Below are 21,659 nucleotides of genomic sequence, written 5' to 3'. Positions count from 1 at the left end.
ATTAAAACCAAAACCCAAGATTAAAATACCAATAGGCATTACCAGTTTCTGGTGAATAAGAATACTTCCCTTCTAATGGCCCAATAAATGTTTCGAGGGAATAGCCTAAAGCGTAACCTGTGTAATCTGGAGATGAGAAAAACTGACCTGTTTCAAACAAATCATCATCAATATTAGCAAAATTAGCTGCACCAAGGATATGATGCCCTTTATGAAATTCGTAATCTAAGGTAAAGGTAGATTTTACAAAACTATTACCTATAATGGAGATAAAATCATAACCATAAAATGAATAGAAGTTACTTATAAAATTGGCGCCATAACCTCCAAAGGCAAAATCTAAAGTATTCGTAGATTTATTTCCTATTTTAAATCCGCCATTAACTTCTGTTTTCAAGGCTAGTTTATCATTAAAACTAAAGGCATATCCTAAATCTGCTTTAGCTATAGAAAACTCATTAAAGTCCTTATTAAAACCATAAGCATTTAAGTACAAATGAAAATTAGCATTAACATAAAATCCACTTTTTGGGAAATGCGCATTGTCATAATCATCATACAGCAAATTACCATAAACACTAAAGTAGTTTGTGTTATCAAAAGTTATCCTATCAGATTGATCATCTTCCGTAATAGTTTCAGATGTAATTTTAAAACGACGATGCTCTCCTCCTAAACGTAAAGCAAAATCTTTCTGAAAAATAGTTTGTAAAAACAATTGGTTTGTAAAATCTGACGCTCTAGCATCTAATTTATTTACCCCTTCTAATAATGGCGAATCTTCATCTAGAGCTAAAGATGGACTAATGCTCTTACGAAATTGGTTATAACGCGATTTTGCTCCTAAACTTATATAATACCCTTTATCTATAAAGTAATCGAAATTATACCTCGAATTATCGCCTAGAATAATATCCAAAGAAGCAATATCATTACTAAACAACAACTTTTTCTTTGTTAAGTTGGCTAATATGGCACTTTTGTAAAGTTCATCGAAATGTATACCTAATCGAAGAAAGGTAGATGTTTGCGACTCTATTACTTTCCCTGCAAAATTATACTCGCCTTCATTTTCTGTTGGCTCTAAATGATATCTAAATGTATCAAAATTATTTGTAGCAATAAGACTGCTTATACCATCCTTAAAATCTTTATAACTTATTTTCTCATTACCTTTTAATTTTAGTTTTCCAATTAAATAAGATCTTGTATAACGTTCATTACCGTCTAAACTAACCTTATTTATTTTAAGACTATCCAATACAGTTAATTCTTTATACTCTCTAGTTTTTACCTGTTGTCTTTTTACTTCTTCTAGTTTTAAAAGCTGAACTCTTGCCGCTGCCTCTCCATTACTTATTATATTTTCGCCTTCATTAAATGAAATTACGGAATAATTAGTAATATCTGGTTTAACAATAACATCTGCTAACTTCGATTTAGTTCTCATAGCATTAATGGTTCTAAAATTACTAATCTGAAATAAAATATCTGGAGCAGATTTTAATAATTTCCGATCCTTTAAACCGTCTTGCACGTCAACTCCAATAATTATATCCATGCCTTTTGCACGTAATTCTTCAACTGGAAAATTATTTGTTACACCTCCATCCACAAGAATCCTATCGTCTATTATAACGGGCTGAAACAAGGATGGTAATGCTGCACTAGCTGAGACTGCTTCTGCCAATTTGCCTCTTTCTAGAACAAGAGATTCACCTGTTTCTATATCTGTAGCAATACAAAAAAATGGAATTGGTAATTTGCTAAAATCCTCAGTAGAATCAACAGGAAGCATTAAATGATACAAAAGATTATACACATTTTGACCACGAGATAATGCAGACGGCAGACTAATTTTAAAATTATCAAATGGCAAGGTTACTGCGTATTTCTCAGCATTTTCTCTCTCATAAAATGATTTAGAACCTCTAGGAAATGAGTCATTAATTAACTCATCAAAATTTTGAGCCTCGAACATTACTTCTAATTGCTTACCAGAATATCCCGACGCATACAATGAGCCAATAATGGCTCCCATACTTGTACCTGCAACGTAATCTACTTTTATACCTAAGCTATCAATAACCTTTAAAACACCAATATGTGCAAAACCTTTAGCTCCTCCTCCACTTAACACCAAACCTACTTTGGGTTCTTTTTTAACTATAGAATCCTGAGCATTTACATTTAAAAAAGCCGTAAGTAATATGAATAATATAAGGTATTTTATTTTCATTGATTATAAACCGATTGATTATTCACGGTAGGGTTTTACTAGTTACAATTTATTCTTTATGGTAATAATTATAAACTTTATTTGCGCGAGAAACGCCTACTATGGCCTCTAACTCGTCTACTTTTGCATTAGCGATACGCTTAACGGTTTTAAATTGCTTCATTAAATCTATAATGGTTTGCTCTCCTATACCAGGTATGTTCTCCAACTCAGTTGTTAGCGCTCCTTTGCTTCTTCTATTTCTGTGATGTTCTATACCAAAACGATGCGCTTCGTTTCTTAATTGTTGAATTATTTTTAATGTTTCACTTTTCTTGTCTAAATACAATGGAATTGGATCATCTGGATAAAATAATTCTTCTAATCGTTTGGCTATACCAATAATAGCAATTTTACCTCGCAATCCTAAAACATCTAAACTTTTTAACGCTGATGATAATTGGCCTTTTCCTCCATCGATAATAATCAATTGTGGTAATGGCTGCTCTTCTTCAACTAAGCGTTTATAACGTCTATAAACAACTTCTTCCATAGACGCAAAATCATCTGGGCCTTCAACTGTTTTTATAATAAAGTTACGATAATCTTTTTTGCTTGGTTTTCCGTTTTTAAAAACCACACAAGCAGCAACCGGATTTGTACCTTGTATATTAGAATTATCAAAACATTCGATATGTCTTGGCTCTTCAGACAAACGCAGATCTGCTTTCATTTGAGCCATTATTCTATTAGCGTGCCTATCTGGATCCACAAGTTTTACTTGCTTAAATTTATCCATCCTAAAATATTTGGCATTTCTAAGTGATAAATCTAGGATGCTTTTTTTATCGCCAAGTTTTGGGATTGTAACCTTTATATCATCTCCCAAATTAACTTTAAAAGGCACGTATATTTCCTTAGATCTTGAATCAAAACGTTGTCTTATTTCTGTAATTGCTAACTCTAATAATTCTGCATCAGATTCTTGCAGTTTTTTCTTCAATTCTAGCGTATGAGACCTTATTATAGAGCCATAACTTAGCTGTAAAAAATTAACATATGCATACGTCTCATCACTAACAATAGAGAATACATCTACATTACTGATTTTAGGATTTACAATAGTTGATTTGGCTTGGTAATTTTCTAGTACCTCAAGTTTTTCTTTAATTTTTTGAGCATCTTCAAACTGCATAGCTTCTGCATGACGCCTCATTTGTATTTTAAATTGTTGTAAAGAATCTTTAAAATTTCCTTTTAAAATCTCTCTAATAGCAATGATATTTGCCTGATATTCTTCCTCAGTTTCATAACCCTCACAAGCACCTTTGCAATTACCTAAATGATACTCTAAACATACTTTGTATTTGCCTGCTTCTATTTTTGCTTCAGATAAATCATAATTGCAAGTGCGTAGTTGATATAATCCTTTTATTAATCCTAAGAGTGTTTTTACCGTTTTCATGCTGGTATATGGTCCAAAATATTCTGATCCATCTTTTATAACACGTCTAGTTGGAAAAACTCTTGGAAAACGTTCTTTCTTTATACAAATCCACGGATAAGATTTGTCATCTTTTAATAGAACATTATACTTTGGTCTATACTTTTTAATGAGATTATTCTCTAGAAGTAAAGCGTCATTTTCAGTCTCTACAACAATATGTTTTACTGACGCTATGTTTTTTACAAGAACACGTGTTTTACCATAATCGTGGTGTTTATTAAAATAACTGCTTACACGCTTTTTTATATCTTTAGCCTTACCAACATATATTATGCGCTCATCTGCATCAAAATATTGATACACACCAGGTTGATGAGGAAGGGTTTTAATTTGTATTTCTAAAGGAGAATCTGGCATATAACCAAAGGTAAATAAAACTTATAAGTTAAGAGTTACAAGTACTTAAAGTTATTATATCTTGCGCCTCTTTTTTATATAATTAAGTTATGACAAAAAAAATCTTAGGACGTGTTGATAGAGTTAATTTTCCGGATTTACAGCTTAACAATATTGATATTAAAATAGATACTGGCGCATATACGTCTGCCATTCATTGCTCTAAAATCAGAGAAGTAGATGGTAAACTATATTGTATTTTTGATAGTAATAGGCATCCAAACTTTAAAAGCGATGAAGTTGTTTTTAACACCTATACATATACGGATGTAAAAAGTAGTAATGGGCACAAAGAAAACCGATACAAAATTAAAACTACCGTTATATTCTTTGGAAAAACTTATAAGATTAACTTAACTTTAAGCACTAGAGACGATATGAAGTTTCCTGTTTTAATTGGTCGTCAATTTTTAAAACTAAAATTTATGGTCGATGTTGATTTAGAAAACCAATCCTTTAAAAAATCCTTTATTAAATGAACATTGTAATTCTTTCTAGAAACCCTGAACTTTACTCGACAAGACGGCTTGTTGAAGAAGGCGAAAAAAGAGGTCATTCTATAGAAATAATAGACCCCTTAAAATGCGATATTATAATAGAAAAAGAAAAGCCAACTATTTATTATAGAGATAGATATCTCGATTATGTTGATGCCATTATTCCTAGAATTGGAGCTTCTGTAACGTTTTATGGTTGCGCTGTTGTACGTCAATTTGAAGAAATGGGTGTATTTACCATTGCATCCTCTGAGGCTATTTTAAGATCTAGAGATAAACTAAAAAGTTTACAACGGCTAAGTAAAGCCGGAATTGGAATGCCAAAAACTGTTTTTACTAATTACTCTAGAGATGTAGAAGAGGTTATTGAGCATGTTGGCGGAACACCAGTAATTATTAAGTTACTAGAAGGTACACAAGGTCTTGGTGTTGTTTTAGCAGAAAGTAAAAACGCTGCTGAATCCGTTTTAGAGGCGTTTAATGGCTTACAAGCTAGAGTCATTGTACAAGAATTTATAAAAGAAGCTAAAGGCGCAGACTTAAGAGCTCTAGTTGTAGATGGCCAGGTTGTTGGCGCTATGAAACGCCAAGGTAAGGAAGGTGAATTTAGATCTAACTTGCATCGTGGTGGATCTGCTAATATTATAAAACTAGACCAAGACGAACTAAAGCTAGCGATGAATGCTGCGAAGGTTTTAAAACTCCCTGTTTGTGGTGTAGACATGCTACAATCTGCTCGTGGTCCTTTATTATTAGAAGTGAATTCCACACCAGGACTAGAAGGTATTGAAGGTGCAACACATAAAAATATTGCTAGAGCTATAATTACATTTATAGAACGTAGTAAAAACTAAAATTTTACCAATAATTAAATATGAGCCAAAAAGACATACTTCATATATTAGGTAAAGAAGTGGCATTAGGCGAAAGCGCTCAAGTGAGTTTTAATGTCGCAAAACTGCATACGCAGAATACTATTGATGTTCCTGTAATTATTGAACGGTCTAAAAAACCAGGACCTACTGTTTTAATTACAGCTGGTATTCATGGTGACGAAGTGAATGGTGTAGAAATAGTACGTCAAATTATTTCTAAAGGTATTAACAAACCAAAAAGAGGTACAATAATCTGTGTGCCTGTGATTAATGTTTTTGGATTTTTAAATATGAATCGTGAATTTCCCGATGGTCGTGATCTCAATCGTGTTTTTCCAGGAATTAAAGGTGGTTCTTTAGCGAGCAGAGTTGCTTTTAAATTGGTAACGGAAATTTTGCCTCATGCAGATTTAGTAATGGACTTTCATACTGGTGGTGCAGATCGCTTTAATGCGGCACAAATTAGAATCATAAAAGATGAAAAAACTTTAGATGAACTGGCTAAAATTTTTGGCGCTCCCTTTATTTATTACTCTAAAAACCTAAGTAAATCTTTTAGAAACACCTGTCACAAATTAGGAATCCCTATTTTATTATTTGAAGGCGGAAAATCTTTTAATATAGACAATACTATCACTAACACTGGTGTAAATGGCGTTAAACGTGTTTTACATCATCTTGAAATGCTTAGCAGTAAATTTAAAGTTTCGCCACCTAAACAAACTTGCATTCATCTGTTAGAAAGCAAATGGATAAGAGCAAAATATTCTGGCATGTTTAAAGCTACAGTTGCTATTAATTCTGAAGTTAAAAAAGGGGATGACTTAGGCAATATTACAGATCCTTATGGTAGTTTTAACCATTTTGTGAAAGCGCCAAATGATGGCTATGTTTTTAATATTAATGAATCACCTATCATCTATCAAGGCGATGCCATTTTTCATATTTCTACAAAAGTAAAAAAGTGACTAAAAAACAATTAAGACTTAAGTATAAAGCGTTACGGCAATCGCTTACAGAATCCGAGATTGATGAGCATAGCATAGCTATAGCCAATCGGTTATTAAATTTAGACATATGGAACAAATCATTCTACCATATCTTTTTAACTATTGAAGAACAAAAGGAAATTAACACTGATTATATCCTCAATATATTGGCTGGTAAAGACAAGCATATTATTATCTCTAAAAGTAATTTTGAAGATTACAGTATGTCGCACTACTTACTAACTGATAGTACGACTATTAAAAAAAACAGTTATAATATTCCAGAACCTATAGATGGCATTCCTATTGCTTCAAACCAATTACAAGTAGTTTTTATTCCACTTTTAGCTTTTGATGAGGTTGGAAACAGAATTGGCTATGGTAAAGGATTTTACGACCGTTTTTTAAATCAATGTCAACCAGAAACTTTAAAAATTGGACTGTCCTTCTTTGAAGTAGAAACCGAAATTTTCAATAGTTCCACAGATGATGTTGCACTAGATTTCTGCATAACACCCAATAAAATTTACAAATTTTAACATATTTTTTATCGTCGAAATGCACTTTAATTAGATTAAGTGTAAAATTGTTGTATATTGCAATACGAAAAAATACATTTCTTTAAAATTTAAGTTGTAGAATGCTGGAATCTGACCTGACACAACATATTATCTCTAGCAGAAAACTAGAAGAGGACAATTTCTATTACCGAGAATCAGCTCTAATGACCTCTACAGGAAGTTGGTACATAGATTTTGTTAACAAAAAAAGTTACTGGGATGATATTACTAGAAATTTATTAGAATATCCAGTAGATTTTGTTCCTTCGCTAAAAATAGCGATGACTTTATATGCAGAAGAACATCATAGTTTTATTGCCAATACATTTAAAGAATGTGCAATTTCTGGTATTCCTTTTGATACAGAAGTATTAATGTTAACGGCCAACAAAAGAAAGTTTTGGGCGAGAGCAATTGGTAAACCGGTATATAATGACGATCAAAAAATTATTGGTGTACGCGGAATCTTTCAAGATATAGACTACATTATACAAAAGGAAATTAATTTAGAGAAAGCCTCAGAAATTGTGGCGTCTCAAAACTCTAGATTATTCAATTTTGCTCACATTGTTTCACACAACTTAAGATCACATTCTAGTAATTTAACGTTAATAGTTCAACTTATAAACGATTTAAATACAGTAGAGGAAAAACTAGAACTGCTTGATAATATTTCTCATGTTTCAGAGAGTCTAAATACTACTATAGAACATTTAAACGAAGTGGTTTCTATTCAAACCAATTCTAACCAGCTTAAAGTTGAAGTTAATTTTGCCGATACTTTAGAGCAAGTTACAACATCAATTAATCAAATTATTGACAATAATAATGTAACAATAAATGCTGATTTTAGCAAAGCAGAATTTATTAAGTATATTCCCGCATATTTAGATAGTATTTTTTTAAATTTAATCACTAATGCTATTAAATATAAACACCAAGACAGAGATCCAGTAATTAATATCTCTGCATCTAGAGACTATAAAAATTATGACCGTGTAGTTTTAAAAATCTCTGATAACGGTTCTGGTATTAACATGAAGAAGTTTGGAGACAAAATTTTTGGTATGTACAAAACGTTTCATTATAATGAAGACGCTAGAGGTATAGGCTTATTTATAACTAAAAACCAAATAGAGTCATTAGATGGCGAAATACAAGTAGAAAGTGAACTAAATATCGGTACAACCTTCACAATTAAATTTTAAATAACATGAAGAATAAAATAAAACTCGCTTGTATAATTGATGATGACAAAATCTATGTGAATTTGGTTAAAAAAATCATTGAGACTAAAAAACTCTGTGATCACTTACTCATATTTAAAGATGGAAAAGAAGGAATCGATTATTTTGAAACCTTACTTCAAAACTTTAAAGAAGAACAAATACCAGAAGTGATTTTACTCGATCTAAATATGCCAATTATGGACGGATGGGAATTTTTAGAGCGTTTCACAAAAATTAAAAATAAGTTTAATAACCCAATTACACTATATGTGGTTAGTTCTTCCATTAACGCAATAGATATAGACAAAGCTAAATCATTGTCTACAGTCCATAATTACCTTGTAAAACCTGTAAGAATAGATGAATTAGAAGCTGTATTTAATAAAACAGCATAATTTATTTAAATGCCTTTTTATTAAATACAATTAAAATCCCAATTCCCGTGCTTATTGCAACATCTGCGATGTTAAAAACAGGATCGAAAAACGAAAAGTATTTACCACCAATTAAAGGAATACCTTCTGGTAAAACACCACTCCACAAAGGAAAATATAACATATCTACTACATTACCATGAAAAACACTTTCATAACCACCATCTGCTGGTAAAAAAGTAGCAACCTGCATAATACTATCACTAAATAAAAATCCGTAAAACACAGAATCTAATATATTCCCTAAAGCACCAGCAAATATTATAGAAATAGCGAATACTAAAGTCTTAGATTTCTTCTTTTTTATAACATCTAGCAACCAAAAGGCAATACCTGTAACGGCTATAATTCTAAACAAAGTTAAAATAAGCTTTGCAGAACGGTCTGAAATTAAGGTTGTGAAATCGCTCAATTTTGTTCCCCAAGCCATACCATCATTTTCTATAAATGCAATATGAAACCATGAGAATACTTTAACATCCTCACCTAATTGAAAATGAGTTTTGATGTAGATTTTACTGATTTGATCAATCAGTAGAATTAAAACGATGAGAATTGAGGCTTTTTTTAAGGACATATTTAAAAATAATGAAAGGCAAAAATAAAGGATTATTCCTGTTTAAGCACTGTAATATCACCATGAATTGAAATCAATGTCCAAATAGAAATTTTACTAAAAAATGTATCTAAATCTATTTCTCCATGATTAGAATTTGCTTCAATTGTAGCATTATTAGTAGTAACGCGAATATTTCCTTCCAACGTATTCACAGTTGCTGTTTTAACCTTTCCTTTTAAAAACCTCTACCATAGTACTGAGCTTCATGTTCAAAGATGTTATCATAATGAGTCTCTGCTTTATTAGCTTCAAAAATATAAAGTGGTCTTAAGATTAAATAATGATATTCCGTATATAAATGTTCGTTTAACCATTTAACCGTTTTGTTTTCTGCAGACCATTTCGTTAATGGCTTATTAAGATAAGTGTTGAAAATAGAAAAGTCATTAGATTGATATAAGTGTATTATTTCGTGTACATTAATATCTATTTGATTTAAATATGATTTATTAAAAACCATATAGCCAGCGGTAGCAGAAGCCACAATTTCGTCATAATTACTATTTTCTAATCTTCGATTAATTGAATAAACAAACTCACCAACACGCAGACTATGTTTTAATTCAAATTTATACCTAAATAGAGCATCTACATTATACACAAATGCTACAGGCATCAATTTATACTTTACAGAGAACTCATCCTTTGTATTAAATTCTAGTCTACTAAAACCAATATTTAAGTGCCATTTCTCGTAAAAATTCTTATTTAACGCTGTATTTTCCTTAATAGAAGTGCCAGCCGCATTAATCAATTTAGCCATCCAAAAATATTCCCACTGTTCTTGTCTTCTTGCTTCTCTTAAAACACGCTTACTCTCAAAAGTAATATAACCGCCTAAAGCGCCTTGCCATAAAGATTTTTTAATCACTTTACCTAAAGGCTCATCTGGAGATTTATTGATTATTGCTCCTACAGTACCAAATACAGCTCCAAAACCTACATTGTACAAGGCGGCTTCAGTATCGTTGGCTTGGGCTTTTGTTGTGAAACTTATTAGTATTAATAAAAAAGTTAATATTAAGTTTCTCATATATAATTAGCTATTTACTACTCTAATATCACCATGAATTGACCTCAATATCCAAACAGAAGATGTATTAAAAAACTCATCTAGTTCTATTTCACCATGATTAGAATTTGCTTCAATTGTAGCACTATTAGTAATAACGTGAATATTTCCGTCTAACGTATTTACAGTTGCTGTTTTAACTTTTCCTTTTATATTAAATTGTCCTCGTAATAATTCAACATTTAGCGTATTAAAAGTCCCTAATAAGCTCACAGAGCCAATATCGCTAAGAATATTTACTTTAAGAGATTCAGGAATTTCAAGGTGTAATGTGGCTGCAATTACCTTATGCGCATTACGTTTATCGTCTGGTATTTCTTCTAAGGATACGTGTTCTAAGCTTAGATTTAATGTTGATTTTCCTTCTTTTACAACAATTTGAAAATCATTTTGGTATTCGCCATCTAAAGTTGAAGTAATCTTAATTTGATCTGTTTCTGAAGTTGACACCGAAATATTAAAAATATCATTTCCATTAATAGAAACAGAAGTGATACCATCGGCTTGTATAGTATTCTCTATAACATTCTGAGATTCTATAGCTGTAAGGTTAAATATAAAAAGCAAAAAAAAAGCCATGAAATTAAAATTCCACGGCTTTATGATTTCTGTATTATTCAAAATAAGTCCTCAATTATAGAGATTCCTACCTTCGTAGGAATTGGTTACTGCATATTCTTAGCTTCAATACTTAATGTAGCATGAGGCACTAACTTTAAACGCTCTTTTTTAATTAATTTACCAGTTACACGACATACACCATAAGTCTTATTTTCAATACGAATTAAAGCATTCTTTAAGTCTCTAATAAACTTCTCTTGACGTATAGCCAAAGCCGAATTCGCTTCTTTACTCATCGTCGCACTTCCTTCTTCGAATGCTTTAAATGTGGGTGAAGTATCATCTGTACCATTATTATGGTCATTCATATATGCACTTTTAATTAACTCTAAATCGTGCTCTGCCTTTTTAATTTTATCTAAAACGATAGTTCTAAATTCCTCTAAATCTTTATCAGAGTATCTGCTTGTAGTATCTGTTGCCATATTTTTTAATGTTTTTTAATAAACAATTTAGTATTTACGTTATCGAACGCAATTTCTATACCATTGTCTACGGTGTCCATAATTTTTAAATCTTCAGTTAATGTTTCTGATTTAATATACGCCTCATTTGAAACAATTGCTGCTGCTACTTGAGAATCATTTTGAAGTTGTACGTCAATTCTGTCTGTAACCTCAAATCCTGAATCCTTACGTAAATTTTGAATACGATTTACAAGCTCTCTTGCAATTCCTTCTTTACGTAATTCTTCATTGATTGTAACATCTAAAGCCACAGTTAATGCACCTTCGTTAGCAACAAGCCATCCTTCAATATCTTGCGATGTAATCTCAACATCATCAAGTCCCAAATTAATCTTTTTTCCGTTAACTTCAACGTCAATATTACCGTTTTGCTCGATATTTTTAATGTCATTTGCATCAAAAGCACTTATCGCACTAGCAATCAACTTCATATCCTTACCAAACTTAGGTCCTAAAGCCTTAAAATTTGGTTTTATTTGTTTCACTAATATATCTGAAGCATCCTCTAAAAGTTCAACTTCTTTTATATTTACTTCGTGTTTAATTAAATCTGCAACTGCTTCAATTTCTTCCTTTTGTTGCTGATTATCAACAGGAATCATAATTTTCTGTAACGGCTGACGTACTTTAATTTTCTCCTTAGCTCTTAACGATAATACTAGTGAACATATTGTTTGCGCACTTTCCATTTTTCGTTCTAATACCTTGTCTATAATAGTGGTATTTGCAACAGGGAAATCTGCTAAGTGTACACTCTCAAACGTTTCTTTTTTAGTCACTGCATTTAAATCTAAATACAAACGATCCATAAAGAAAGGTGCTATTGGTGCGCCTAACTTTGCAATGGTTTCAATACATGTATAAAGTGTTTGATATGCCGAAATCTTATCTGTTTGGTAATCGCCTTTCCAGAATCGTCTTCTACTTAAACGTACATACCAGTTACTTAAATAATCTTGTGTAAAGTCTGAAATTGCTCGCGCAGCTTTGGTTGGTTCGTATTCTGCATAATAATCGTCTACTTTCTGAATTAAAGTATTCAACTCAGATAAAATCCAACGGTCTATTTCTGGTCTTTCATTTAAAGCAATATCTGCTTCACTATAATTGAAACCATCAATGTTTGTATACAACGTGAAGAATGAATAGGTGTTATACAATGTTCCGAAGAATTTTCTGCTTACCTCAGCAATCCCTTCGCTATCAAATTTTAAGTTATCCCAAGGATTGGCATTACTAATCATGTACCAACGTGTGGCATCTGCTCCGTATTTAGATAACGTCTCAAAAGGGTCAACAGCATTACCTAAACGCTTAGACATTTTTTGACCGTTTTTATCTAAAACTAATCCGTTTGAAACGACATTTTTGTAAGCCACAGAATCGAAAACCATAGTTCCGATAGCATGCAATGTATAGAACCATCCACGTGTTTGGTCTACACCTTCTGCAATAAAATCCGCTGGAAATGCTTCGTTTTTATCAATAAAGTTTTTATTCTCAAATGGATAATGCCATTGTGCATAAGGCATAGAACCAGAATCGAACCAAACATCTATTAAATCGCTTTCGCGTTTCATGGGTTGACCTGATGTTGAAACTAATACAATTTTATCAACTACATTTTTATGTAAATCGATAGTTTCGTAGTTTTCTTCAGACATATTGCCTACTTCAAACTCCGCAAAAATATCCTCAGACATTACGCCTGCTTCCACAGACTTTGCCATTTCTTCTTTTAACTCAGCAACAGAACCAATACATAATTGTTCTTTTCCATCTTCTGTTCTCCAGATTGGCAATGGAATTCCCCAGAAACGAGAACGCGATAAATTCCAGTCGTTTGCATTTGCTAACCAATTACCAAAACGCCCTTCTCCTGTAGATTTAGGTTTCCAGTTAATCGTGGTATTTAGCTCGTGCATTCTCCCTTTTACATCCGTGATTTTAATAAACCAAGAATCTAATGGGTAGTATAAAATTGGCTTATCAGTTCTCCAACAATTTGGGTAACTGTGCTTATATTTTTCAACCTTAAAGGCTTTGTTTTCTGTTTTTAATTTAATGGCTAATTCAACATCAATAGAACGTTCTGGTGCTTCGCCATCATCGTAATATTCATTCTTTACATATTTACCTGCAAATTCGCCTAATTCTGGTCTAAACTTACCTTGTAAATCTACTAATGGTACTAAATTGCCATTCTCATCTTTAACTAATAATGGTGGAATTTCTGGTGTTGCTTGTTTTGCAACCATAGCATCATCTGCTCCAAAAGTTGGTGCAGTGTGTACAATACCTGTTCCGTCTTCAACCGTTACGAAATCTCCAGAAATTACTCTAAAAGCATCATGAGGGTTATCATTTGGTAAGGCGTATGGTAACAATTGTTCGTATGTGATGCCAACTAAATCTTTACCCACAAAATCTTTAACTACGAAGTAAGGAATCTTTTTATCGCCTTCTTTGTACTCTAGTAATTCTGGCTTTGTTTCAACACGTTTAAATTTTCCATCGAATTGTTTGTTGACTAAATTCTTAGCCAAAACCACATTCATAGGTTTAAATGTATATTGATTATAGGTTTCAACTAAGACATATTCAATCTTTGGCCCAACCGTTAATGCGGTATTACTTGGCAAGGTCCAAGGTGTTGTTGTCCAAGCTAAAAAGAAAATATCGCCTTCATTTTGAAGAAAATCTGGTAACGACTCTGCATTCGCCTTAAACTGTGCTACAACCGTTGTGTCTGTAACATCTTGGTACGTTCCTGGTTGGTTTAACTCGTGCGAGCTTAAACCCGTTCCTGCCTTTGGTGAATATGGCTGAATAGTGTAACCTTTGTAGATTAAATCTTTCTCATAAATCTGTTTTAGTAACCACCAAACAGATTCCATATATTTGGATTTGTAAGTAATATATGGATCGTCCATATCTACCCAATACCCCATTTTTTGAGTTAGGTCGTTCCAAATATCAGTGTAACGCATAACGGCTTTTTTACAAGCTTCGTTATATTCCTCTACAGTGATTTTTTTACCAATATCTTCTTTGGTAATTCCGAGTTCTTTTTCTACTCCAAGTTCAACTGGCAGTCCGTGCGTATCCCAACCGGCTTTACGTTTAACCTGAAACCCTTTCATGGTTTTGTAACGTGGAAAAATATCTTTAATAGCACGTGCTAAAACGTGATGCACACCAGGCAAACCGTTTGCAGAAGGTGGTCCTTCAAAAAACACAAAAGGTGGTTTTCCTTCTCTTGTAGTTACACTTTTATCGAAGATATTATTAGCTTCCCAATAGTTACCGATTTCATCGGCAACGTTTGGCAAGTTAAGTCCTTTATATTCAGGGAACTTTGTACTCATTATTCTGTTTTCTTTTCGAGGTGCGAAATTACAGAATTTTGTGGAAATAGTTAAAGGTTTTATATGCTATGTATAGATTACTAAATTTTTAGGTTTTTAGTTTAAAATATTTGTAGAATAATTGATGATTTTTTGAAGGATAATAAGGATTTACATATATAATGTTCTCTATGCCATCATGGAAATATGTGATTTTTCCATCTTCTATATTTTGAATTCGGGATAATTCAACTTTAGATTGGTCTTTAAAATAGAAATAGTTTTCATCAAAAGTTATGGCTTGTGTTCTGAATAATTTTCTTCCAAAGATGATATAATTGAATGTTCCAAATAAAATTCCGGCAATTATTCCTGGCCAGTCCTTAACCACCAATGAATATGCTATAATGCCAATAGAAGCTGCCAATAAAGCATAACAAATAAATGCGAATAATTGTCCTAATGTAGATGATAGTGGCTTTTTCATCTTCGTGAATTGTAAATAACTGTGAGATTCCTTTTTTCAAAGGAATTTTAAACTAAAAATCCAACCAAATCTTCAATCTTAGAAATCAATTGAATCTTAATAACCGTATTCTTTAAGGCTATTTTATTGTACTTGGAAACAAATATGGTAGAAAACCCTAATTTTTCAGCTTCTAAAATACGTTGCTCTACACGTTGTACTGGTCTTATCTCACCAGATAAACCTACTTCTGCTGCAAAACAAAAATCACTTTGTAATGCTACATCTTCGTTAGAAGACAAAATAGCTGCAACAACGGCTAAATCTATTGCAGGATCATCCACAGTGATGCCTCCAGTAATATTTAAAAATACATCTTTTGCTCCCAAACGGAAACCTGCACGTTTCTCTAAAACGGCTAATAACATATTTAAACGCTTAGCATTAAAACCTGTGGCAGAACGTTGTGGTGTTCCATAAACTGCTGTACTTACCAAAGCCTGTACTTCTATCATTAAAGGTCGTAAGCCTTCTAAAGTTGCAGCGATGGCGTTACCTGAAAGCTCGCCATCTTTTTCTGAAATTAGTATTTCAGAAGGATTAGAAACTTCTCTTAATCCTTTGCCTTGCATTTCGTAGATACCGAGTTCATTAGTAGAACCAAATCGGTTTTTATTAGCTCTTAAAATTCTGAACACATGATTGCGGTCGCCTTCAAACTGCAAAACCGTATCTACCATATGCTCTAAAATTTTTGGACCTGCAATATTTCCATCTTTAGTAATATGACCAATTAATAAAACTGGTGTTGACGTTTCTTTGGCAAATTTTATAAGTTCGGTTGTGCATTCCTTAATCTGAGAAATACTTCCTGCAGACGATTCTATATAATCGCTATGTAAGGTTTGAATTGAATCTATTACCACAATATCTGGCTCTAAAGCTTCAATCTGTTTAAATATATTTTGAGTTTTAGTCTCTGTAAGAATGTAACAATTATTGCTATTAGGATTAATACGTTCTGCACGCATTCTAATTTGCTTCTGACTTTCTTCTCCAGAAACATAAAGTGTTTTGTATTGTAATTTTAAAGCAATTTGAAGTAAAAGCGTACTTTTTCCTATACCTGGTTCGCCACCTAAAAGTGTTAAGGACCCATTAACCATTCCGCCTCCAAGAACACGATTAAACTCGCCATCTTGCATATCTAAACGTGCCTCTTGGGAGGTATCAATTTCATTAATAAGTAATGGTTTTGATACGCGCTTAGTGGTTGTTGTCGGAGTTTTCCAATCGCTTTTTTCAGGTTTCTGAATAACTTCTTCTGCAATGGTATTCCATTCCTTACAAGACGTGCACTGCCCTTGCCATTTTGCATACTGACTTCCACAATTCTGACAAAAAAAAGTTGTTTTTACTTTAGCCATGTTCTTTTGCTGCTTACACAACAATCAATTTTTAAATTAAGAACAGCTAAATTAAAACAATTTTAGTTGATGTCTCTAAACCAAGATATAATTGCCATAATTTTTAATGCCGCTAATTTTGAAGGTAAGTTAAATAACAAGAATTGCTTAGATTTTCTAAATATTGATTCAAAAAAATAATCTGTTGAAGGTGTTTTCTTTTTATTTTTCATCTTCAACCTCCTCCTCTTCTTCGGCATCCTCATCGTCTGTATCGACTAATGTCAATGCAAGTTCATCAATTTTAGAGAAAATAAAATCTCTATTAATATGACTTACATCATTTAAAGTTAATGCATCTTCATAAAGCTTTTTTGCCTTCTTAGTTTTTCCCAATTTTTCAGCAGATTGAGCCAAGTAAAATGTACCTAATAAGGTCTCTGGATGCAATTTATTTGCCAAAATTCCTAACTTAAATAAAGATTTATAATCTTCTCTTTGCTCGGCTACTTTTGCCACTTTTTCTAACTCTTCTTCACTAATATCTTTTTCAATTCCAAATAGTTTCTCTATTCTTCTATATCTATCAACTAAATACTCATCTAAAGTCCCTTCATATGTTAAGACCTTTTCCTCTAATTCTTTTTCACGAAGTGGATTATAGATTGAGAAAATTTTATCAAAAGATCTTGATATGGCTCCTGTTACTAAAGTATAATGTGTTTCGCCTTTAAAATCATCAAAATAGTACGTTAAGTTTTTATTTTCAACGGTTTTAATTAATTCGTTTGTAGATAGTATATTCTCTCTTATTGCTGGAATATCTTTTTCTGCAGTTGCCATATAATAAAAGACATCGCTCTTATAAAGTGCTAACCGCTTAGATACAAAATTTCTCAAGGAACCAACGAAATCAGGACTAATACATACATAGGCCTGAAACTCTAGGTCTTCTTTAAATAAATATGAGTTTATAAAATTACCCATTATATCATGACCTACGGCAACTCTAAATTTGCTTGTTTTGTATTTGTCATCTAAATACGGTAATAATTCTTCTGATACGAACTCGTGGAATCTTATACCAGACTCTGTAGGTAATCCTGTTTGTGGTTCGTAGTAACTATCATAAACTCGTTCTTCACCTTGCATTACACCAACGACAATTGAGCTTGGCATATCATCAAAATAGGTTTGAAAATCTACTTGACCAGTTACGGGTTCAAATAAGTAATCACCATCAAAAACGATAATAAGCGGATACTTTTTATCTGCTTTAGAATCATAATCGGTTGGTAACTTAATTTTTAATTGTCGAATAGAGTTTAAGCGAGACGAAGAAATCTCTTCGTATGAAATTTGCGCATAGGATAGCACGCAAATAAAACAAGTAAGAACTACTAAGATAGTTTTTCTCATAATTAAGTAGGTTTAGTTTTGGGACACCAAACATAGTTAATTATCGTCAAATAGTCAATTTTTTTCGATGAAATGCACTTAATCGTTTAAGGCTTCTTGCGTATCGTACATTTTTTCGAGCATAATTTCCTTATCTATAAATTGTGAAGGCTGCAATAATAATCCAGATTTATATTGAATTAAGGCCTTTCGCAGATTACCTTCTTTTTCATATAACATACCTGAGTAATAAGAACTTAGCATCGATTTTGGAAAATTTTTCTTAACCAACTTCGTTAATTTTTCTAAAGATTCTAAATCGTCTTTTTTATTGCTTGCTGCTGCTATGGCTCTAATATCATTTTCAATCAACTTTTTTTCAAATCCGTAGAAATATTCTATGTCTTCGTATTTTTTAACCAGATACTCGTACGGAGAACCTTCATAAGTGAGAACTTTTTCTTTATATTCTTTGGCATTTATAGGTTTAAAGAGCCCAAAAATTTGATTTAAAGCCTTGGGAATTCCTCTACCTACTAAACCGTAGTGGTTGGCATCTTCAAAATCATCAAATGTGTAAAGTAATTTTTCATTTTCTATGGTAGAAATAATGGAATCACTTTCTATAATTGAAGATCTTAAACTTTTTAAATCCGCATCACCAGTTGCTAGATAATAAAATGTTTCTTGTTGCAGAATTTCTAAACGCTGTTTCAATCTATCTTTCATCTCTGGTGCAAAATCTGGACTCAAGGCCACATATGCTCTAAAAAGAGGCTCGTTTTTAAACAAATAATAATTAATAAAATTAGCACTAAGGTCGTGCCCTACAATTATTCTAAAGTTTGATGCCTTGTAGTTATCCTCAATATATGGTAATAATTCAGCTGCCATAAACTCGTAGAAAGCGGCACCTTCATGCGCTGGAAAAAAAGATTCATCGTCATAGAAGAAATCATCATTTCTGGTAGTTCCTTGTTTAATACCAACTACAATACAATCTGGTATGTCTTCCCAATAAGACTGATAATCAATGTTACCAGCTATTGGCTCAAACAGATAATCTCCATCTAAAACGATAATTAATGGATAGGTTCGTTTTTCTTCAGGATCATAATTTCTCGGTAACTGAATTTTTAATTCACGTTTTCCTTCAAGTTTATAAGAATCTATTGTTTTATAAATAGCTTGTGCTTGAAGATTATACACAAAAAAGAAACTTATTAGAAGTAGGTAAAAATTCTTCATATTTATATTGATAATATTAGCAAGTTAAAAAATATTTCTAAGCTGCCGTTTTATTTCTATTATAGATAGGCAAATATAATAACGATAGGCCACCTATCACAATAATAACTAAAGTTTGAGTTGACCACATTATCCAACCAAATGCTCTACTTGGTTCTTCTAACATACTAAATAACGAAAAAGCAATGACTACTGCCTCAGGGAATGATCCAATTCCGCCATTAGTGGCTGCAATACTAAAGCTTGCAAGAATGAAGCCAATTAATATAGCTGCTATAGAAATGTTCTGTAATTCTGGCAACGCAAATGTTGTGATATAGAACATTAGCACATACATAACCCAAATAAATATGGTGTGACCTATAAAAGCCCATTTCTTTTTCATTTTAAAAATACTCAACGCACCTTCAATGAGACCAGAAACGAATCCTTTTACTTTTAAGGCAAACTTTCTGTGGCTTTTTTTTATTAAGAGAAACACAATCAATGCACCAATAAAGAGCACAGCAATACCAACTAAAATCAAGGTCGAATTAAATTTTGAAGCGAAAAAATCATAGATAAATTCAAATTCTAAAAAAAATGCTATTGCAATAATTAACAATAACATTATAGTATCTGCCACGCGTTCTGCAACTATAGATCCTATACCTTTATCAAATGGAATTTCTTCATAATTTGTTAATATGGATGCTCTTGCAATTTCTCCTGCTCTTGGAATGGTAAAATTAATGAGATATGCGGCGTACACTGCCATAAAACTGTTTCCAAATTTTGGTTTATAACCCAATGGTTCTGCCATAAAAAGCCAACGGTAGGCTCTAGATGCATGACTTAAAAGGCCCATAAACACACCCAGAATTATCCAAGAATAGTCCGCATCTTTAAAATACTGTAATAACGTTGGTACAGAAATTTTAGATAGTGAATACCATACCAAACCTACACCTAATAGAAGAGGAATGACAACTTTTAGGATGGATTTAGGGGAAGCCAACTTCTTAGTTTAGAAGATTTGTAGCTTCATCAGGAAATACTAAAGATGGTTTAAAAACTTTAGCGTCCTCAATATCCATAAAGGCATATGTAATAAGAATTAATGTATCACCTATAGAAACTTTTCTAGCTGCAGCTCCATTTAAAGTAATTTCTCCACTTTTTCTAGGACCAGGAATACAATAGGTTTCTAAACGTTCACCATTGTCATTATTTACAATCTGAACTTTTTCACCTTGAATAATGTTAGCTGCATCCATTAAATCTTCATCAATAGTAATACTACCAATATAATTTAGTGCTGCACCTGTAACCTTTACACGGTGAATTTTTGATTTTACGACTTGTATTTGCATTTTACAAAGATAATTAATTTAATGCGATATTATCAATTAGTCTAATATCGCCTGCATATACCGCAATAAATGCTCTATATTTCTTTTTCAACGATTTTCTTTTTACAGTTTTTAAGGTATCAATACTTGCAATTATGATATACTCTAACTCTAAAAGTTCTTGTGTTTTGAATTGTATTTCTACCCATTCTGTCACATTTTGTGCACTTCTAGTTTCAAACTTATTTTTAGCTTCAACTAAAGTTTTATATATAAATGGTGCTGCATTTCTATGCGCTGAAGTTAACCTCGTATTTCTAGAGCTCATTGCCAAACCATCTTTAGCTCTGTGGATTGGGCAGCCAATTATATTTACTGGCAGATTGTATAATTCTACTAGCTTTCTAATTATTTGTAGTTGTTGAAAATCCTTTTCTCCAAAATAAGCGCTTTTAGGCTCAACAATTTCAAACAATCGTTTAACAATAGTTCCTACACCATCAAAATGACCTGCTCTAAAAGCACCTTCCATTTGATGTTCTAAACCATCAAATTTAAAAGATTTAGATTCTATTTTATCGCCGTAAATATCGTCTACAGTTGGTGCGTAGACAATAATTGCATTTTCATTAACCGTTTTTAATAAATTAACATCTGCTTCTAAAGTTCTTGGGTATTTTACGAGATCTTCTTGATTATCAAACTGTGTAGGGTTTACAAAAATACTAACTACAAGAAAGTCGTTTTCGCTAAGCGCTTTATTAACTAAAGATAAATGACCGTTATGTAATGCTCCCATTGTAGGAACAAACCCTATGGAGTTTCCGTTTTCTCTTAGGCTGTCTAAATATTTAGATAATTCGGATTTATTGTAATATACTTTCACAATTCTAACAAAAAATTAACGCGTGCAAACATAATATAATACTAGCAATCTGCCCAAAATTTTGTAATTTTGCATGTTTTTTACTCTTAATTT

22 protein-coding genes are annotated in these 21,659 nt (G+C 32.2%); 6 read left to right on the top strand and 16 right to left on the bottom strand.

Features of this window, described 5'->3' with window-relative positions; all coding sequences use genetic code 11:
• Position 1: 1 nt before the first annotated feature.
• Together ACJBCC_RS04730 and uvrC are read right to left on the bottom strand one after the other, a co-directional pair.
• Positions 2 to 2,239, bottom strand: coding sequence for a patatin-like phospholipase family protein (locus tag ACJBCC_RS04730; protein ID WP_407556536.1), 2,238 nt, complete (start codon positions 2,237 to 2,239; stop codon positions 2 to 4).
• 49 nt (positions 2,240 to 2,288) lie between these two features.
• Positions 2,289 to 4,082: an excinuclease ABC subunit UvrC gene (uvrC, locus tag ACJBCC_RS04725; RefSeq protein ID WP_407556535.1), complete on the bottom strand. Its 1,794-nt coding sequence runs from the start codon at positions 4,080 to 4,082 to the stop codon at positions 2,289 to 2,291.
• A gap of 89 nt (positions 4,083 to 4,171) precedes the next feature.
• On the opposite strand from uvrC, the gene ACJBCC_RS04720 reads away from it, so the two are divergent.
• The 6 genes from ACJBCC_RS04720 to ACJBCC_RS04695 all read left to right on the top strand — a co-directional run bounded on the left by ACJBCC_RS04720 (position 4,172) and on the right by ACJBCC_RS04695 (position 8,666).
• Positions 4,172 to 4,600, top strand: a complete 429-nt coding sequence (locus ACJBCC_RS04720) for a RimK/LysX family protein (protein WP_299102427.1) — start codon at positions 4,172 to 4,174, stop codon at positions 4,598 to 4,600.
• On the top strand, positions 4,597 to 5,472 hold the full coding sequence (rimK, locus tag ACJBCC_RS04715) for a 30S ribosomal protein S6--L-glutamate ligase (protein WP_299102429.1): 876 nt from the start codon (positions 4,597 to 4,599) through the stop codon (positions 5,470 to 5,472). The genes ACJBCC_RS04720 and rimK overlap by 4 nt, the downstream gene beginning before the upstream one ends.
• A gap of 20 nt (positions 5,473 to 5,492) precedes the next feature.
• Positions 5,493 to 6,461 carry a succinylglutamate desuccinylase/aspartoacylase family protein gene (locus tag ACJBCC_RS04710; protein ID WP_299102431.1) on the top strand — a complete coding sequence of 323 codons (969 nt, stop codon included), beginning with the start codon at positions 5,493 to 5,495 and terminating at the stop codon, positions 6,459 to 6,461.
• The gene (locus ACJBCC_RS04705) at positions 6,458 to 7,021 is read left to right on the top strand and encodes a 5-formyltetrahydrofolate cyclo-ligase (RefSeq protein WP_407556534.1); all 564 of its coding nucleotides are present in this window, start codon (positions 6,458 to 6,460) and stop codon (positions 7,019 to 7,021) included. Before ACJBCC_RS04710 ends, ACJBCC_RS04705 begins: the two co-directional genes overlap by 4 nt.
• Before the next feature lie 101 nt (positions 7,022 to 7,122).
• Positions 7,123 to 8,250: a PAS domain-containing sensor histidine kinase gene (locus ACJBCC_RS04700; RefSeq protein WP_299102435.1), complete on the top strand. Its 1,128-nt coding sequence runs from the start codon at positions 7,123 to 7,125 to the stop codon at positions 8,248 to 8,250.
• Between the two features lie 5 nt (positions 8,251 to 8,255).
• The gene (locus ACJBCC_RS04695) at positions 8,256 to 8,666 is read left to right on the top strand and encodes a response regulator (protein WP_299102437.1); all 411 of its coding nucleotides are present in this window, start codon (positions 8,256 to 8,258) and stop codon (positions 8,664 to 8,666) included.
• A gap of 1 nt (position 8,667) precedes the next feature.
• Here ACJBCC_RS04695 and ACJBCC_RS04690 read toward each other — a convergent pair whose 3' ends face one another.
• The 14 genes from ACJBCC_RS04690 to panC all read right to left on the bottom strand — a co-directional run bounded on the left by ACJBCC_RS04690 (position 8,668) and on the right by panC (position 21,566).
• The gene (locus tag ACJBCC_RS04690; protein ID WP_299102439.1) at positions 8,668 to 9,282 is read right to left on the bottom strand and encodes a lipoprotein signal peptidase; all 615 of its coding nucleotides are present in this window, start codon (positions 9,280 to 9,282) and stop codon (positions 8,668 to 8,670) included.
• 32 nt (positions 9,283 to 9,314) lie between these two features.
• Positions 9,315 to 9,476, bottom strand: coding sequence for a hypothetical protein (locus ACJBCC_RS04685; protein WP_299102441.1), 162 nt, complete (start codon positions 9,474 to 9,476; stop codon positions 9,315 to 9,317).
• Positions 9,477 to 9,499: 23 nt separating this feature from the next.
• Positions 9,500 to 10,357 (bottom strand): hypothetical protein, encoded by an 858-nt coding sequence (locus ACJBCC_RS04680; RefSeq protein ID WP_299102443.1) that lies wholly within the window; start codon positions 10,355 to 10,357, stop codon positions 9,500 to 9,502.
• 6 nt (positions 10,358 to 10,363) lie between these two features.
• Positions 10,364 to 10,975 (bottom strand): hypothetical protein, encoded by a 612-nt coding sequence (locus ACJBCC_RS04675; RefSeq protein ID WP_299102445.1) that lies wholly within the window; start codon positions 10,973 to 10,975, stop codon positions 10,364 to 10,366.
• 86 nt (positions 10,976 to 11,061) lie between these two features.
• Positions 11,062 to 11,442: a TraR/DksA C4-type zinc finger protein gene (locus tag ACJBCC_RS04670; RefSeq protein WP_299102446.1), complete on the bottom strand. Its 381-nt coding sequence runs from the start codon at positions 11,440 to 11,442 to the stop codon at positions 11,062 to 11,064.
• Positions 11,443 to 11,447: 5 nt separating this feature from the next.
• The gene (ileS, locus tag ACJBCC_RS04665) at positions 11,448 to 14,852 is read right to left on the bottom strand and encodes an isoleucine--tRNA ligase (protein WP_407556533.1); all 3,405 of its coding nucleotides are present in this window, start codon (positions 14,850 to 14,852) and stop codon (positions 11,448 to 11,450) included.
• Positions 14,853 to 14,940: 88 nt separating this feature from the next.
• A complete protein-coding gene (locus ACJBCC_RS04660; RefSeq protein ID WP_299102450.1) occupies positions 14,941 to 15,318 on the bottom strand; it encodes a hypothetical protein in 378 nt (125 codons plus the stop codon).
• 47 nt (positions 15,319 to 15,365) lie between these two features.
• Complete coding sequence (radA, locus tag ACJBCC_RS04655) at positions 15,366 to 16,724, bottom strand: DNA repair protein RadA (protein WP_299102452.1); 1,359 nt, start codon at positions 16,722 to 16,724, stop codon at positions 15,366 to 15,368.
• A 62-nt stretch (positions 16,725 to 16,786) separates the two neighbouring features.
• Complete coding sequence (locus tag ACJBCC_RS04650) at positions 16,787 to 16,936, bottom strand: hypothetical protein (protein ID WP_299102454.1); 150 nt, start codon at positions 16,934 to 16,936, stop codon at positions 16,787 to 16,789.
• Complete coding sequence (locus ACJBCC_RS04645; protein WP_299102456.1) at positions 16,926 to 18,122, bottom strand: alpha/beta hydrolase; 1,197 nt, start codon at positions 18,120 to 18,122, stop codon at positions 16,926 to 16,928. The genes ACJBCC_RS04650 and ACJBCC_RS04645 overlap by 11 nt, the downstream gene beginning before the upstream one ends.
• Positions 18,123 to 18,200: 78 nt before the next feature.
• Positions 18,201 to 19,349, bottom strand: a complete 1,149-nt coding sequence (locus ACJBCC_RS04640) for an alpha/beta hydrolase (protein ID WP_299102458.1) — start codon at positions 19,347 to 19,349, stop codon at positions 18,201 to 18,203.
• 37 nt (positions 19,350 to 19,386) lie between these two features.
• The gene (locus ACJBCC_RS04635) at positions 19,387 to 20,346 is read right to left on the bottom strand and encodes a YbhN family protein (protein WP_407556532.1); all 960 of its coding nucleotides are present in this window, start codon (positions 20,344 to 20,346) and stop codon (positions 19,387 to 19,389) included.
• A 4-nt stretch (positions 20,347 to 20,350) separates the two neighbouring features.
• A complete protein-coding gene (panD, locus tag ACJBCC_RS04630; protein WP_173299659.1) occupies positions 20,351 to 20,701 on the bottom strand; it encodes an aspartate 1-decarboxylase in 351 nt (116 codons plus the stop codon).
• A gap of 13 nt (positions 20,702 to 20,714) precedes the next feature.
• Entirely contained in the window at positions 20,715 to 21,566 is an 852-nt protein-coding gene (gene panC, locus ACJBCC_RS04625) for a pantoate--beta-alanine ligase (RefSeq protein ID WP_299102463.1), read from the bottom strand.
• Positions 21,567 to 21,659: the final 93 nt, after the last annotated feature.

Source organism: Winogradskyella sp. 4-2091, assembly GCF_045765065.1.
Taxonomy (GTDB): Bacteria; Bacteroidota; Bacteroidia; order Flavobacteriales; family Flavobacteriaceae; genus Winogradskyella.
The sequence above is the reverse complement of the archived record's forward strand: the minus strand, read 5'-3'. Positions and strand labels throughout refer to the sequence as shown.